Origin of the sequence: Streptomyces sp. CA-111067 (assembly GCF_050956065.1) — a bacterium.
GTDB lineage: Bacteria > Actinomycetota > Actinomycetes > Streptomycetales > Streptomycetaceae > Actinacidiphila.
In genome coordinates this window covers 1,015,112-1,030,067 of record NZ_CP192103.1, presented here as the reverse complement: position 1 = coordinate 1,030,067, position 14,956 = coordinate 1,015,112, and the positions used below count along the sequence as shown (strand labels likewise).

Sequence of the window (14,956 nt, the reverse complement as noted above, 5' to 3'; positions counted from 1 at the left end):
GCCCGTGTTCCGTCGTATGTTCTGGTTCCTGACCGGCGCCGCGACCGGCGTCTGGGCCACCACCAAGGTCAACCGGGCGCTGCGCAGGCTCAGCCCGGACAGCCTGGCCGCCACCGCCGCCGACCGCGCGCTGGAGACCGGCGCCCGGCTGCGGACCTTCGCCCACGACGTGCGCTCCGGCATGGCGCAGCGCGAGGTGGAGCTGCACGACGCGCTCGGCCTGCGCACCGCCGACGGCGCCCGCGAGCCCCGCGAACTCAGCCCCCGGCAGGACGCCCTGGGCCTCGACACCCAGCGCCTGGACGCCCAGGACCCCGACTTCCCGGCGCCGCGCCGGGGCATCGCGTACAACCGGAAGGACGACAACTGATGGAGTCGGCAGAAATCCGCCGCCGCTGGCTGCGCTTCTTCGAGGAGCGCGGGCACACCGTCGTGCCGTCGGCGTCCCTCATCGCCGACGACCCCACGCTGCTGCTGGTGCCGGCCGGCATGGTGCCGTTCAAGCCGTACTTCCTCGGTGAGGTCAAGCCGCCCTTCAAGCGGGCCACCAGCGTGCAGAAGTGCGTCCGCACCCCGGACATCGAAGAGGTCGGCAAGACCACCAGGCACGGCACGTTCTTCCAGATGTGCGGCAACTTCTCCTTCGGCGACTACTTCAAGGAAGGCGCCATCAAGTACGCCTGGGAGCTGCTGACGCTGCCCCAGGACCAGGGCGGCTACGGCCTGGACGGCGACCGGCTGTGGATCACCGTCTACGAGCAGGACGACGAGGCCGAGCAGATCTGGCGGGACGTGATCGGGGTCCCCGCCGAGCGGATCCAGCGGCTCGGCATGGGCCCCAACTTCTGGTCCATGGGCGTGCCCGGGCCCTGCGGCCCCTGCTCGGAGATCAACTACGACCGCGGCCCGGAGTTCGGCGTCGAGGGCGGCCCGGCGGTCAACGACGAGCGGTACGTGGAGATCTGGAACCTGGTCTTCATGCAGTACGTCCGCGGCGAGGGCCAGGGCAAGGACGACTTCCCGATCCTCGGCGACCTGCCCGCCAAGAACATCGATACCGGGCTCGGCCTGGAACGCCTGGCGATGATCCTGCAGGACGTGCCGAACCTCTTCGAGACCGACACCCTGCGGGCGGTCATCGACAGGGCCACCGAACTCACCGGCGTCGCCTACGGCAAGTCCGCCGACACCGACGTCTCGCTGCGGGTGGTCGCCGACCACATGCGCACCTCGATGATGCTCATCGGCGACGGCGTCACCCCCGGCAACGAGGGCCGCGGCTACGTACTGCGCCGGATCATGCGCCGCGCCATCCGCAACATGCGGCTGCTCGGCGCCCACCAGCCGGTCGCCGCCGGTCTGGTCGACGTGGTGCTGACCACCATGGGCGAGCAGTACCCGGAACTGCTCACCGACCGCAAGCGGATCGAGGCCGTCGCCCTCGCCGAGGAGGCCGCCTTCCTCAAGACCCTGGCGGCCGGCAGCAACATCCTGGACAGCGCCGTCACCGAGACCAAGGCGGCCGGCGGCACCGTACTGCCCGGCGCGCAGGCGTTCCTGCTGCACGACACGTGGGGCTTCCCGATCGACCTCACCCTCGAAATGGCCTCCGAGCAGGGCCTGTCGGTGGACCAGGACGGCTTCCGCCGGCTGATGAAGGAGCAGCGGGACCGGGCCAAGGCCGACGCGCGCGCCAAGAAGACCGGCCACGCCGACCTGTCCGCCTACCGCGAGGTCGCCGACCGGGCCGGCAGCACCGAGTTCACCGGCTACACCCAGAACACCAACGAGGCCACCGTCGTCGGACTGCTGGTCGACGGACTGCCGTCGCCCGCCGCCACCGAGGGCGACGAGGTCGAAGTCGTCCTTGACCGCACCCCGTTCTACGCCGAGGGCGGCGGCCAGCTCGCCGACACCGGCCGGCTGCGGCTGGAGTCCGGCGCCGTCGTCGAGGTCCGCGACGTGCAGCAGCCGGTGCCCGGCGTCAGCGTGCACAAGGGTGTCGTGCAGGTCGGCGAGGTGACCCTCGGCAGCGCGGTGCTGGCCCAGATCGACCTGGTGCGCCGCCGGGCCATCGCCCGCGCGCACAGCGCCACCCACCTCACCCACCAGGCGCTGCGCGACGCGCTCGGCCCCACCGCCGCGCAGGCCGGCTCGGAGAACTCACCCGGCCGCTTCCGCTTCGACTTCGGCTCGCCGACCGCCGTACCCGGCACCGTGCTCACCGACGTCGAGCAGAAGATCAACGAGGTGCTGGCCCGCGAACTCGACGTCACCGCCGAGGTGTTGCCGATCGCCGAGGCCAAGAAGCAGGGCGCCATCGCGGAGTTCGGCGAGAAGTACGGCGAGCGGGTCCGGGTGGTCACCATCGGCGACTTCTCCAAGGAGCTGTGCGGCGGCACGCATGTGCACAACACCGCCCAACTCGGCCTGGTCAAGCTGCTCGGCGAGTCCTCGATCGGCTCCGGAGTGCGCCGGGTCGAGGCGCTGGTCGGCGTGGACGCCTACAACTTCCTGGCCCGCGAGCACACCGTGGTCGCCCAGCTCACCGAACTGGTCAAGGGCCGCCCCGAGGAGCTGCCCGACAAGATCTCCGGGATGCTCGGCAGGCTCAAGGACGCCGAGAAGGAGATCGAGCGGTTCCGCGCCGAGAAGGTGCTGCGGGCCGCGGCGGGCCTCGCCGAGAGCGCCGAGGACGTGCACGGTGTCGCGCTGGTCACCGCGTCGGTGCCGGACGGTACCGGGGCCGACGACCTGCGCAAGCTGGTGCTCGACGTGCGGCAGCGGATCGGCGGCGGGCGCCCGGCCGTGGTGGCGCTGTTCGCGGCCGTCAACGACCGCCCGCTGACCGTGATCGCCACCAACGAGGCGGCCCGCGAGCGCGGCCTGAAGGCCGGCGAGCTGGTCCGCACGGCGGCGAAGACCCTCGGCGGAGGCGGCGGCGGCAAGGACGACGTCGCGCAGGGCGGCGGGCAGAACGCAGCGGCCGTGCCGGACGCGATCGAGGCTGTGCAGCGGTTCGTGGCCGAGAAGGCATGAGGCGTGGAGCATGAAGGCGTGAAGGTATGAGGCCGGGAAGGGCCGGGGCGGTATGAGGGAGCGCAAGCCGCGGCACAAGCCGTCCGGTGCCCGACGGTCGGGACCTGAGCCCGGGTCGGGACCTGAGCCCGGGTCGGGACCTGAGCCGGGGCCGGGACCTGAGCCCGGGTCGGGACCTGAGCCGGGGCCGGGACCTGCACCTGGCCCGGCGTCCGGCCCGGAGGACGTTCCTGAGCCCGAGGCCGCCGAGGCCCCGGTTCCCGCCATGCGGCGCGGGCGGCGGCTCGCGGTGGACGTCGGGGACGCCCGGATCGGGGTCGCCTCGTGCGACCCCGACGGGATCCTCGCCACCCCCGTCGAGACGGTGCCCGGCCGCGACGTGCCCGCCGCCCTGCGCCGGCTGGCGGCGCTCGTCGCCGAGTACGAGCCGATCGAGCTCGTCGTCGGGCTGCCCCGTTCGCTCAACGGAACAGAGGGTCCCGCGGCGGCGAAGGTCCGCAGGTTCGCGAGTAGTGTGGCGAAAGTCATCGCCCCGGTACCGGTGCGCCTGGTGGACGAACGGATGACAACCGTGTCGGCCACCCAGGGGCTGCGGGCCTCCGGAGTGACGGCCAGAAAAGGACGCTCCGTAGTCGATCAGGCTGCGGCAGTGATCATTCTGCAGAGCGCTCTGGAGACCGAACGGGTGTCGGGCACAGCGCCCGGGGAGGGCGTCGAAGCAGCCACCTGATCGCGGTACGGTAACGTTCCGCGCGACACGGCGGCGCCTGATGGCGCCGCCCGTTTCGCAGGGTGGGCGAACCCGACGCCGACCGCGTACCAAGGGGACCGATGACTGACTATGGCCGGGGCTCCGGCTCCGAACCGTGGCCTCCCGAGGACCCGCTCTTCGGTGACGCCTACGACCAGGGCCAGGGGTATCAGCAGCCGCAGCACCCGCAGCAGCAGGGTGAGTGGCAGGACCCGTACGCCACCGGCCAGCAGCAGCCCTACTACCCGCAGCAGGGCGGCGGGCAGCAGTATCCCCAGCAGCAGCAGTACCCGCAGCAGGGCCAGCCGCAGCAGGGCCACCCCCAGCAGCCGTACCAGCAGCAGCCGCAGCAGCAGGGCTACCAGCAGCAGGGTTACGACGGCTACGACACCGGCGGCCACCCGATCAACTACGGCGGCCAGGACCCGTACGGCGGCCACCAGCCGCAGGATCCTTACGCCACCGGCCAGCAGCAGACCGGCTACTACGGTCAGAACGGCTACCCGCAGCAGCACCCCCAGCAACCGCAGCAGCCCCAGTACCAGCAGCAGCCGCAGCAGCAGGGCTACCAGCAGCAGCCCGGCGTGCAGCAGCCGCAGCCGGGACAGCCCCAGCCCGGACAGCCGCAGCCGGGACAGCCCGGCGGCCAGCAGGGCCAGCCCGGTCAGCCGCAGCAGGGCCGGGGCCAGCAGCCGCTCCAGGGCCGCCAGCAGGAACCGGGCCGCCAGCCGCTGCGTACCGCCCCCGCCAACACCGGCGACTGGGGCGCGGACGACGAGTCAGACCCGCACGACCACGCGTTCTTCGCCAACGACGATGACGACGACGATGACGACGGCCCCGCCACGTCCAACCCCACCTCCGGCGGCGGCCGGCGGGCCGGCCGTTCCCAGCCCAAGGGCACGAAGAAGCGCCGCAGCGGCTGCGCGTGCCTGGTGGTGCTGCTCGTCCTCGGCGGCGGCCTGGCCGGCGGCGTCTACTACGGCTACGGCGTCTACCAGGACCACTTCGGCCCGTCCCCCGACTACAAGGGCGAGGGCGCGGGCGACGCCCAGGTCGAGATCCCCAAGGGCTCGACGCTGACGGCGATGGGCAACATCCTCAAGGACGCGGGCGTGGTGAAGAGCGTCGGCGCCTTCACCTCCGCCGCCTCGAAGAACCCCAAGGCCCAGTCCATCCAGGCCGGCGTCTACGTCCTGCACCTGAAGATGTCGGCGTCGTCGGCGGTGGCGATGATGCTCGACCCGAAGTCGCAGAACGCGCTGATCATTCCCGAGGGCTGGCGGGCGACGCGGATATACGAGGCGATCGACACCAAACTCGGCTTGAAGGCGGGCAGCACGGCCGCCCAGGTCAAGGGCGTCAATGTGGGGCTGCCCTCGTGGGCCGGCAACAATATCGAGGGCTTCCTCTTCCCCGCCAAATACAGCGTGGCCAAGACCATGAAGCCGGTCGATCTGGTCAAGCAGATGGTGAAGCAGGCCGACGCCGAATACACCCGCGACGACCTCGTCGGCGAGGCCAAGAAGGTCGACAAGTCGCCGAAGGACATCCTCAAGATCGCCAGCCTGGTGCAGGCCGAGGCGCAGGAGGCCGACGACTTCGGCAAGGTCTCCCGGGTCATCTACAACCGGCTCGACGTGGGCCAGCCGCTCGAATTCGACTCGACCCTCAATTACGCCATGGGCCGCAGCACGCTGAACACCACGAACAAGGACACCCACTACCCGTCGCCGTACAACACCTACGACAACAAGGGCCTGCCGCCCGGGCCGATCGACAATCCGGGGCACATGGCGATTCAGGCGGCCCTGCATCCGACCGTGGGCAAGTGGCTCTACTTCGTCACCGTCAAACCCGGCGACACCCGGTTCAGCGACACCTATGCCGAGCACCAGAAGAACGTGCAGGACTTCAACCAGTACCAGAAGGACCACGGGTGATGCCTCGGGAGCGTCGTGCCGCCGTGCTCGGCTCACCCATCGCCCACTCCCTCTCCCCGGCACTGCACCGCGCCGCCTACGCGGCGCTGGGCCTCGACCACTGGCGGTACGACCGCTTCGAGGTGGACGAGGCCGCGCTGCCCGGCTTCATCGCCGGGCTCGACCCGGCGGAGTGGGCCGGGCTGTCGCTGACCATGCCGCTCAAGCGCGCGGTGATCCCACTGCTCGACGAGATCACCGACACCGCGGCCTCCGTCGAGGCGGTCAACACGGTGGTGTTCGGCGCCGACGGCCGCCGGCGCGGCGACAACACCGACATCCCCGGGATGCTCGCCGCGCTGCGTGAACGCGGCATCGACTCGGTGCCGTCCGCCGCCGTGCTGGGCGCCGGCGCCACCGCCTCCTCCGCGCTGGCCGCCCTCGCCAGGATCTGCACCGGCGAGGTCACCGCGTACGTCCGCGGCCCGGCCCGGGCGGCGGAGATGCGGCAGTGGGGCGAGCGGCTCGGCATCACCGTCCGCACCGCGGACTGGGCGGACGCGGCCAAGGCGCTCAGCGAGCCGCTGGTGATCGCCACCACCCCGGCCGGCGCCGCCGACCACCTGGCCCCCGCCGTCCCCCCCACCCCCGGCGTCCTCTTCGACGTCCTCTACAACCCCTGGCCGACCCCCCTGGCCGCCGCCTGGACCGCCACCGCCGCCCCGGTGCTCAGCGGCCTCGACCTCCTGGTCCACCAGGCCGTCCTCCAGGTGGAACAACACACCACCCACACCCCGGCCCCCCTGGCAGCGATGCGCGCGGCCGGCGAGGCCGCCCTCGCATCCCGCTGACCGCCGCCCGGCCCGACCCGACGTCCGCAGCGTGGACGGCCGGTCGGGGGCGGGGGGTCGGCGTGGGAGGATCGGGGGGAGAACTGGCACGGGCGTTTTCTAGGGAGCACCGTTGAGCAGGTTGCGCTGGCTGACCGCAGGGGAGTCGCACGGTCCCGCACTCGTGGCGACGCTGGAGGGGCTGCCCGCCGGGATTCCCGTCACCACTGAGCTGGTGGCGGACGCTCTCGCGCGGCGGCGGCTCGGGTACGGGCGCGGGGCGCGGATGAAGTTCGAGCGGGACGAGGTGACGTTCCTCGGCGGCGTGCGGCACGGACTGACCATGGGCAGCCCGGTGGCCATCATGATCGGCAACACCGAGTGGCCCAAGTGGGAGCAGGTGATGGCCGCCGACCCGGTGGACCAGGCGATCCTGGACGGGCTCGCCCGCAACGCCCCGCTGCACCGGCCGAGGCCCGGCCACGCCGACCTGGCCGGCATGCAGAAGTACGACCTGGACGAGGCCCGGCCGGTACTGGAGCGGGCCAGCGCCCGGGAGACCGCGGCCCGGGTCGCGCTCGGCGCCGTCGCCCGCTCGTACCTGAAGGAGACCGCCGGCATCGAGATCGTCAGCCATGTCGTGGAGCTGGCCGCGGCGAAGGCGCCGTACGGCATCGTGCCGGTGCCCGCCGACGAGGCGCGGCTCGACGCGGACCCGGTGCGCTGCCTGGACGCGGACGCGGCCAAGGCGATGGTCGCCGAGATCGACCAGGCCCACAAGGACGGCGACACCCTCGGCGGCGTCGTCGAGGTGCTGGCCTACGGCGTGCCGGTCGGCCTCGGCTCGCACGTGCACTGGGACCGCCGGCTCGACTCCCGGCTGGCCGGCGCCCTGATGGGCATCCAGGCGATCAAGGGCGTCGAGCTCGGCGACGGATTCGACCTCGCCCGGGTGCCCGGCTCGCAGGCGCACGACGAGATGGTGCCGACCCCCGAGGGCATCCGCCGCACCTCAGGCCGCTCCGGCGGCACCGAGGGCGGCATGAGCACCGGCGAGATCCTGCGGGTGCGGGCCGCGATGAAGCCCATCGCCACCGTGCCGCGCGCGCTGGCCACCGTGGACGTCACCACCGGCGAGCCGGCCCAGGCCCACCACCAGCGTTCGGACGTGTGCGCGGTGCCGGCCGCCGGCATCGTCGCCGAGGCGATGGTCGCGCTGGTGCTGGCCGACGCGGTCGCCGAGAAGTTCGGCGGCGACTCGGTCGCCCAGACCCGGCGCAATGTGCGCAGCTTCCTGGACCACCTGGTGGTCAAGTGAGCACCGGGGCGGAGAGCGGGCCGCCGGCCGTCGTCCTGGTCGGGCCGCCCGGAGCGGGCAAGACCACCGTCGGTCGGGTGCTCGCCGAGCGGCTGCACCTGGAGTACCGCGACACCGACACCGACATCGAGCAGCAGGCGGGCAAGCCCATCCCGGAGATCTTCTTCGAGGACGGCGAGCCGCACTTCCGCGATCTGGAACGGGCCGCGGTCAGCGCGGCCGTCGCCGGACACGACGGGGTGCTCTCGCTCGGCGGCGGCGCCATCATGGACGAGGCCACCAGGAAGCTGCTCGACGGGCTGCCGGTGGTCTTCCTCGACGTCGGCCTGCACGACGCGGTCCGCAGGGTCGGCCTGGACGCGCCGCGCCCGCTGCTCGCCGTCAACCCCCGGCAGCGCTGGCGCGAGCTGATGGAGCAGCGCCGTCCGCTGTACACCGAGGTCGCCCGGGCGGTGGTGGCCACCGACGCGCGCTCGCCGCAGGAAGTCGCCGACGCCGTACTGGACGCGCTGCGCCCGCACGCCGTCTGACCCGGGACCGCCCACACCTCCTCAGCCCACACCCCCCCAGCCCGAACCATCCGAACCGCCGGAAGCCCGAAGGACGCATGAGCGAGAACGAGCCGCAGACCGCGCCGCCCACCCGTATCGAGATCGGCGGCACCGCCGGCACCGACCCGTACACGGTGCTGGTCGGCCACCAGCTGCTCGGCGAACTGCCCGGGCTGATCGGGACGAAGGCCCTCCGGGTCGCCGTCCTGCACCCCGAGGCGCTGGCCGGCACCGGCGAGGCGATCCGCGCGGACCTGGCAGAGCAGGGCTACCAGGCCATCGCGATCCAGCTGCCCAACGCGGAGGAGGCCAAGACCGCGGAGGTCGCCGCGTACTGCTGGACGGCGCTCGGGCAGACCGGCTTCACCCGCACCGACGTGATCGTCGGGGTCGGCGGCGGTGCCAGCACCGACCTGGCCGGTTTCGTCGCCGCGACCTGGCTGCGCGGGGTGCGGTGGATCGCCGTGCCCACCACCGTGCTCGGCATGGTGGACGCGGCCGTCGGCGGCAAGACCGGCATCAACACCGCCGAGGGCAAGAACCTGGTCGGCGCCTTCCACCCGCCGGCCGGGGTGCTGTGCGACCTGGCCGCGCTCGGCTCGCTCGCGCCCAACGACTACGTCAGCGGGCTCGCCGAGGTGATCAAGGCGGGGTTCATCTCCGACCCGGCGATCCTCGACCTCGTCGAGTCCGACCCGGAAGCCGCCCGCGACCCGCAGGGCAGGCACACCGCCGAGCTGATCGAACGGGCCATCAGGGTCAAGGCCGAGGTGGTCTCCTCCGACCTCAAGGAGTCCGGGCTCCGGGAGATCCTGAACTACGGCCACACCCTGGCGCACGCGATCGAGAAGAACGAGCGGTACAACTGGCGGCACGGCGCCGCGGTCTCCGTCGGCATGGTCTTCGCCGCGGAACTCGGCCGGCTGGCCGGGCGGCTGGACGACGCCACGGCGGACCGGCACCGCAGCGTGCTCGGCTCGGTGGGGCTGCCGCTGACGTATCGCGGCGACCAGTGGCCGCGGCTGCTGGAGACCATGAAGGTGGACAAGAAGTCACGCGGCGACCTGCTGCGGTTCATCGTCCTCGACGGGCTGGCCAGGCCGACCGTGCTCGAAGGCCCCGACCCGGCCGTGCTGCTCGCCGCGTACGGGGAGGTGTCGGAGTGAGCCGCAAGGTGCTCGTGCTGAACGGCCCGAACCTGGGCAGGCTCGGCTCGCGTGAGCCCGACGTGTACGGGGCGACCTCGTACGCCGGCCTGGTCGAGCAGTGCGGGAAGGTCGGCGCGGAGCTGGGGTTCGACGTGGAGGTCCGGGAGACCAACGACGAGGCCGAGCTGATCCGCTGGCTGCACGAGGCCGCGGACGGCCGGATCCCGGTGGTCCTGAACCCCGGGGCGTTCACCCACTACTCGTACGCGATGCGGGACGCGGCGGCCCAGCGCACGGCGCCCCTGATCGAGGTGCACATCTCGAACCCCCACGCGCGCGAGGAGTTCCGCCACACGTCAGTAGTGGCGGCGGTGTCCACCGGCACCATCGCCGGCTTCGGCCTCACCTCCTACACCCTCGCCCTCCAGGCGTTGGCGGCCGACCCCGCCTAGTACACGCCCGTGAAAGACCGGGCGCAGCCGGGAGCTGCCGCCCGCGTGGGGCGGGGGAGAGACCCGTGCTGCCCTCGCGGGAGGCGGGGCTGTAGCGTTCGGTGTCGGGTAGCGCGTCACCGGCCGGTCCGGTCACAGCGCGACGCAGTCGTCTACGCACAGACTCTGCCAGGAGAGGGCCGTGATGCAGCACGCTGTGGGGGCACCGCAGCCCGGTCGCCCCAATCCGCCCGCGGCGAGCACCACCGGGCACTTCCCGCTGCCCGCGCCCGCCCCGGTGCGCCTCCCCGCGCCGGACGGCGGCAACTCGCTGGGCGGCGCCTCGCACGGCCCCGTCGCCGTGCTGCTGATCGGTGCGGCCGGCGCAGGCAAGACCACCATCGCCCGGCACTGGGCCGACAACCGGGGCGCCCCGACCGCCCACATCAGCCTGGACGACGTCCGCGAATGGGTCCGCTCCGGCTTCGCCGACCCGCAGGCCGGGTGGAACGAGCACTCCGAGGCGCAGTACCGCCTCGCCCGCCGCACCTGCGGCTTCGCCGCCCGCAACTTCCTCGCCAACGGCGTCTCCTGCATCATCGACGACGCCGTCTTCCCCGACCGCCCCGCCGTGGGCCTGGGCGGCTGGAAGCGGCACGTCGGCCCCGGCCTGCTCCCCGTGGTGCTGCTCCCCGGCCTGGACATCGTGCTGACCCGCAACGCCGAGCGCAGCGGCAACCGCCGGCTGTCCGACGAGGAGGTCGCCAGGATCCACGGCCGGATGGCCGGCTGGTACGGCTCCGGGCTGCCGATCATCGACAACTCGCAGCTCGACGTGCCCGCCGCCTCCGCCGCCCTGGACCGCGTGGTGGCCCGCAGCGTCCACCAGGGCCCGCCCGTCTGGTAGCGGCCGTCCCGGGGCCGTCCGGCGGCCGCCGCCCACTCGCTTGGCCGCGCAATGGGCGCCACCGGGCCCCGGGGACCATACGCTCACCCCATGACCGAGGTGCACGCTGCCAGAAGAGAACGACTGCGCGACCGGTGCGCGGCGAACGGCACGGCTGCCGCCCTGGTCACCCGGCCGGCCAACATCCGCTACCTGACCGGCTGTGCCCCGCCCGGCGCCGCGCTGCTGGTCGGCCCGGGCACCCAGGACGCCCTGGTGCACCGCAGGCCGCCGCCCGACGAGCGCGGCGAGGGCCGGCCACCGGAGGACCTGCGCTCGCTGGTGATCGGCTCGCCCGAGGGCGACACCGCGGTGGCCGCCGCCGACCTGGCGGTGGAGCTGCGCGCCGACTCCCTCGCCGTCGAGGAGCACCACCTGACCGTGGCCAGGCACCGCGCGATCGGCACGGCGGTGTCCGCGCTGCCGCTGTCCGACCTGCGCTCCGCCGTCGAGCAGCTCCGGCTGGTCAAGGACGAGCACGAGATCGCCGCGTTGCGGATAGCAGCCGAGATCGCCGACCAGGCGCTGGGCGAACTCCTCGAATCGATCCTGGTCGGCCGCACCGAACGGCACCTCGCGCTGGAACTGGAGCGTCGGCTGGTCGACCACGGCGCCGAGGGCGCCGCCTTCCCCACCTCCGTCGGCACCGGCCCGCACTCCGGCACCGCCCGGCACGTGCCCACCGACCGCCGGGTCGAGGAGGGCGACTTCCTGACCGTACGGCTCGGCGCGGTCTACCGCGGCTACCGCTGCGAGGTCGGCCGGACCTTCGTCATCGGCACCGCTCCCGCGGACTGGCAGATCGAGCTGTACGACCTGGTCTTCAACGCCCAGCGGGCCGGCCGTGAGGCGCTCGCACCCGGTGTGGCCTGCCGGGACGTCGACCGCGCCACCCGGCAGCCGCTGCTCGCCGCCGGCCACTCCGAGGGGGTGGCACCCTGGTCCGGGCACGGGGTCGGCCTGGAAATCGACGAGGACCCTCAGTTGTCACCTGCGGCCATGGGTAAACTGGACGCTTGCGTGCCGGTCACCGTCGAACCGGGGGTCCACCTTCCGGGCCGCGGCGGTGTCCGCATCGACGACACGCTCGTCGTACGCCCGGTGGCGGACGGCGGGCCTGAGCTACTCACCATCACGACCAAGGAACTGCTCGCCCTGTGACGGGCGCGCGTGTCCGCGGTCCCCGAAGCAGCACTTTCAGGAGATTCCGCAACCGTGGCCACCACGAACGACCTCAAGAACGGCCTCGTGCTCAAGCTCGACAGCGGCCAGCTCTGGACCGTAGTCGAGTTCCAGCACGTCAAGCCCGGCAAGGGCCCCGCCTTCGTGCGCACCAAGCTGAAGCACGTGCTGTCGGGGAAGGTCGTAGACAAGACCTTCAACGCGGGCGTGAAGGTCGAGACCGCCAACGTAGACAAGCGCGGCATGCAGTTCTCCTACAAGGACGGCAGCGACTTCGTCTTCATGGACACCGAGACCTACGACCAGATCATCGTCAGCCCCGAGGTGGTCGGCGACTCCGCCAACTACCTCCTCGAAGGCTTCGAGGCCGTGGTCGCGATGTACGAGGGCGCGCCCCTCTACATCGAGCTGCCGGCCTCCGTCGAGCTGGTCATCGAGTACACCGAGCCCGGCATGCAGGGCGACCGCTCCACCGGCGGCACCAAGCCGGCCCGGCTGGAGACCGGTTACGAGATCGGTGTGCCGCTGTTCATCACCACGGGTGAAAAGGTGAAGGTCGACACCCGCACCGGCGACTACCTCGGCCGGGTGAACAGCTAACCGTGGCTGCCCGGAACAAGGCCCGCAAGCGCGCCTTCCAGATCCTCTTCGAGGCGGACCAGCGGGGTGCGGCCCCCAAGACCGTCATCGCGGACTGGATCCGGCTCGCCCGGACCGACGACCGGCAGCCGCCGGTCACCGAGTACACGATGCAACTGGTCGAGGGCTACGCGGCGCACGCCGAGCGGATCGACGAGCTGCTCGCCACGCACGCGGTCGGCTGGACGCTCGACCGGATGCCGGTGGTCGACCGCAATGTGCTGCGGCTCGGCACGTACGAGCTGCTCTGGGAGGACGACGTCCCGGACGCGGTGGTCCTGGACGAGGCGGTCCAGCTCGCGAAGGAGTTCTCGACGGACGAGTCCCCGTCCTTCGTCAACGGCCTCCTGGGCCGCCTCCTCGAGCTCAAGCCCACGCTTCAGCGTTAGGTACGGGCGGGTCGCGCCGTGGATGGCTGAGCCCGTCACCCGGCCGCGGCGCCGTCGGGGCTGATCGCGCCGTTCCCCGCGCCCCTGACGGGGCGCGGCGGAACCCGCGCACGGGACTCCCCGGCGAGGCCCCTGCGCCCATAAAGTCGCCGGATGGACGATCACCGGATACTCGAACGTCTCGCCGAGCTGCGGGCCGCGGACCTGCCCGTGCACGGCGGCCGGACGATGGCGTACGTGTACGACTCGGGTCTGGCCGGCCTCGATGAGCTCGCCGCAGGCGCCCAAGCCGCGGTCGCCGGTGTCAACGGCCTCGACATGACCGCCTTCCCGAGCGTGCTCGCGCTGGAGAACGACATCGTCGGGCAGGCCGCCGCGCTGCTCGGCGGGGGAGCGGCCACCGCCGGCACGTTCACCAGCGGCGGCACCGAGAGCTGCCTGCTGGCCGTCCTCACCGCCCGCGAGCACGCCCGCCGCACCCGGGGCGTCGACCGGCCGGAGATCGTCCTGCCGGCCACCGCGCACGCCGCCTTCCACAAGGCGGCGGCGCTGTTCGGGCTGAGAGCCGTGAACGTGCCCGTCGATCCGGTGACCTTCCGGGCCGACGCCGCCGCGACGGCCGCGGCGATCACCCCGGACACCGCACTGGTCGTCGTCTCCGCGCCCTCCTACGCGCACGGCGTCATCGACCCGGTGGCCGAGATCGCCGGGGCCGCCGCGGAGCGGGGCGTGCTCTGCCATGTCGACGCCTGCATCGGCGGCTGGTACCTGGGGCACCGGCGGCTGGCCGACGGGATCGCGCCGCCGCCACCGTTCGACCTCGCCGTGCCGGGGGTCAGCTCGCTCTCGGTGGACCTCCACAAGTACGGCTACACGCCCAAGGGCGCCTCCGTCCTGCTGTTCCGGGACGCCGAGCTGCGCCGGCACGGCTGGTTCGCGCACGCCTCCTGGCCCGGCTACCCGGTGGTCAACGCGACCCTCCAGGGCACCAAGCCGGCCGGGCCGCTGGCCGCCGCCTGGGCGGTGCTGCGCCGGGTCGGCACCGACGGGTACACCGAGCTGTCCCGGCGGGTGCACGAGGCCACCGGGCTGCTGATCGACGGCATCGGGCGGATCGACGGCCTGCGGGTGCTCGGCGAGCCGGCCGCGTCGCTGGTCGCGGTCTGCTCCGACGACCCCGGGCTCGACCCGTTCGTCGTCGCGGACGAGATGCGGCTGCGCGGCTGGTATCTCCAGCCGCAGCCCGCGTTCGGCGGCTCCCCGGCCAATCTGCACCTGACCGTCACCGCGGCGGTCGCCGACCCGGAGCGGATCGCCGAACTGCTCGGCGAGCTGGCGGCAGCCGTCGACCGGGCCCGCACGGTGGGGGTGCCCGCGGTGGACCCGGGGCTGATCGAACTGGCCGCCGCGCTCGACCCGGCGGCGCTCACCCCCGAGGAGGTCGCGCTCGCCCTCCAGGCCGCGGGCGTCGGCTCGGACGGCACGCTGCCGGACCGGATGGCACCGGTGCTCGCCGTCCTCCAGGCGCTGCCGCCGGCGCTGACGGAGCGGCTGCTGCCCGAGGTCGTCTCACGGCTCTACACCCGCCCCGCCGAGGCGTCCTGACGGGGCGTCGGAACATCCTGACGGGACGTCGGACGAAAACCCGGTGCGCGCCCCGGAGCGCACTCCTACACTCGACCCGACATCACGCGCCGCCGGACGATCCGCGGCGGGTGCCTTGACGAGCGAGGGGAGCCGGCCGTGCGCTACCGCACCGCTGCTGTCGTCCCCCCGTCACGGCACGAGGTGATTCTGGTGTCTCCGTCCG

At 72.8% G+C, this 14,956-nt stretch carries 14 protein-coding genes; all 14 read left to right on the top strand.

What is annotated here, in order from left to right:
- Nucleotides 1–4 precede the first annotated feature (4 nt).
- On the top strand, nt 5–370 hold the full coding sequence (locus ACQPW6_RS04405) for a DUF6167 family protein (protein WP_433888203.1): 366 nt from the start codon (nt 5–7) through the stop codon (nt 368–370).
- Nucleotides 370–3,039, top strand: a complete 2,670-nt coding sequence (alaS, locus tag ACQPW6_RS04400; RefSeq protein WP_433888202.1) for an alanine--tRNA ligase — start codon at nt 370–372, stop codon at nt 3,037–3,039. Before ACQPW6_RS04405 ends, alaS begins: the two co-directional genes overlap by 1 nt.
- 265 nt (nt 3,040–3,304) lie before the next feature.
- Entirely contained in the window at nt 3,305–3,769 is a 465-nt protein-coding gene (gene ruvX, locus ACQPW6_RS04395; RefSeq protein ID WP_433888201.1) for a Holliday junction resolvase RuvX, read from the top strand.
- A gap of 101 nt (nt 3,770–3,870) precedes the next feature.
- Nucleotides 3,871–5,733 (top strand): endolytic transglycosylase MltG, encoded by a 1,863-nt coding sequence (gene mltG, locus ACQPW6_RS04390; protein WP_433888200.1) that lies wholly within the window; start codon nt 3,871–3,873, stop codon nt 5,731–5,733.
- On the top strand, nt 5,733–6,563 hold the full coding sequence (locus ACQPW6_RS04385) for a shikimate dehydrogenase (protein ID WP_433888199.1): 831 nt from the start codon (nt 5,733–5,735) through the stop codon (nt 6,561–6,563). The genes mltG and ACQPW6_RS04385 overlap by 1 nt, the downstream gene beginning before the upstream one ends.
- 112 nt (nt 6,564–6,675) lie before the next feature.
- Nucleotides 6,676–7,860 (top strand): chorismate synthase, encoded by a 1,185-nt coding sequence (gene aroC, locus ACQPW6_RS04380; RefSeq protein WP_433888198.1) that lies wholly within the window; start codon nt 6,676–6,678, stop codon nt 7,858–7,860.
- Entirely contained in the window at nt 7,857–8,390 is a 534-nt protein-coding gene (locus ACQPW6_RS04375) for a shikimate kinase (protein ID WP_433888197.1), read from the top strand. Before aroC ends, ACQPW6_RS04375 begins: the two co-directional genes overlap by 4 nt.
- 77 nt (nt 8,391–8,467) lie before the next feature.
- On the top strand, nt 8,468–9,577 hold the full coding sequence (gene aroB / locus ACQPW6_RS04370) for a 3-dehydroquinate synthase (RefSeq protein ID WP_433888196.1): 1,110 nt from the start codon (nt 8,468–8,470) through the stop codon (nt 9,575–9,577).
- A complete protein-coding gene (gene aroQ, locus ACQPW6_RS04365; RefSeq protein ID WP_433888195.1) occupies nt 9,574–10,011 on the top strand; it encodes a type II 3-dehydroquinate dehydratase in 438 nt (145 codons plus the stop codon). Before aroB ends, aroQ begins: the two co-directional genes overlap by 4 nt.
- 184 nt (nt 10,012–10,195) lie before the next feature.
- Nucleotides 10,196–10,897 carry an AAA family ATPase gene (locus tag ACQPW6_RS04360; protein ID WP_433888194.1) on the top strand — a complete coding sequence of 234 codons (702 nt, stop codon included), beginning with the start codon at nt 10,196–10,198 and terminating at the stop codon, nt 10,895–10,897.
- A gap of 90 nt (nt 10,898–10,987) precedes the next feature.
- Nucleotides 10,988–12,097, top strand: coding sequence for an aminopeptidase P family protein (locus ACQPW6_RS04355; RefSeq protein ID WP_433888193.1), 1,110 nt, complete (start codon nt 10,988–10,990; stop codon nt 12,095–12,097).
- A 54-nt stretch (nt 12,098–12,151) separates the two neighbouring features.
- A complete protein-coding gene (gene efp, locus ACQPW6_RS04350; RefSeq protein ID WP_433888192.1) occupies nt 12,152–12,718 on the top strand; it encodes an elongation factor P in 567 nt (188 codons plus the stop codon).
- A gap of 2 nt (nt 12,719–12,720) precedes the next feature.
- Entirely contained in the window at nt 12,721–13,146 is a 426-nt protein-coding gene (nusB, locus tag ACQPW6_RS04345; protein ID WP_433888191.1) for a transcription antitermination factor NusB, read from the top strand.
- A 153-nt stretch (nt 13,147–13,299) separates the two neighbouring features.
- The gene (locus ACQPW6_RS04340; protein ID WP_433888190.1) at nt 13,300–14,751 is read left to right on the top strand and encodes a pyridoxal phosphate-dependent decarboxylase family protein; all 1,452 of its coding nucleotides are present in this window, start codon (nt 13,300–13,302) and stop codon (nt 14,749–14,751) included.
- The last annotated feature ends 205 nt before the right edge of the window (nt 14,752–14,956 follow it).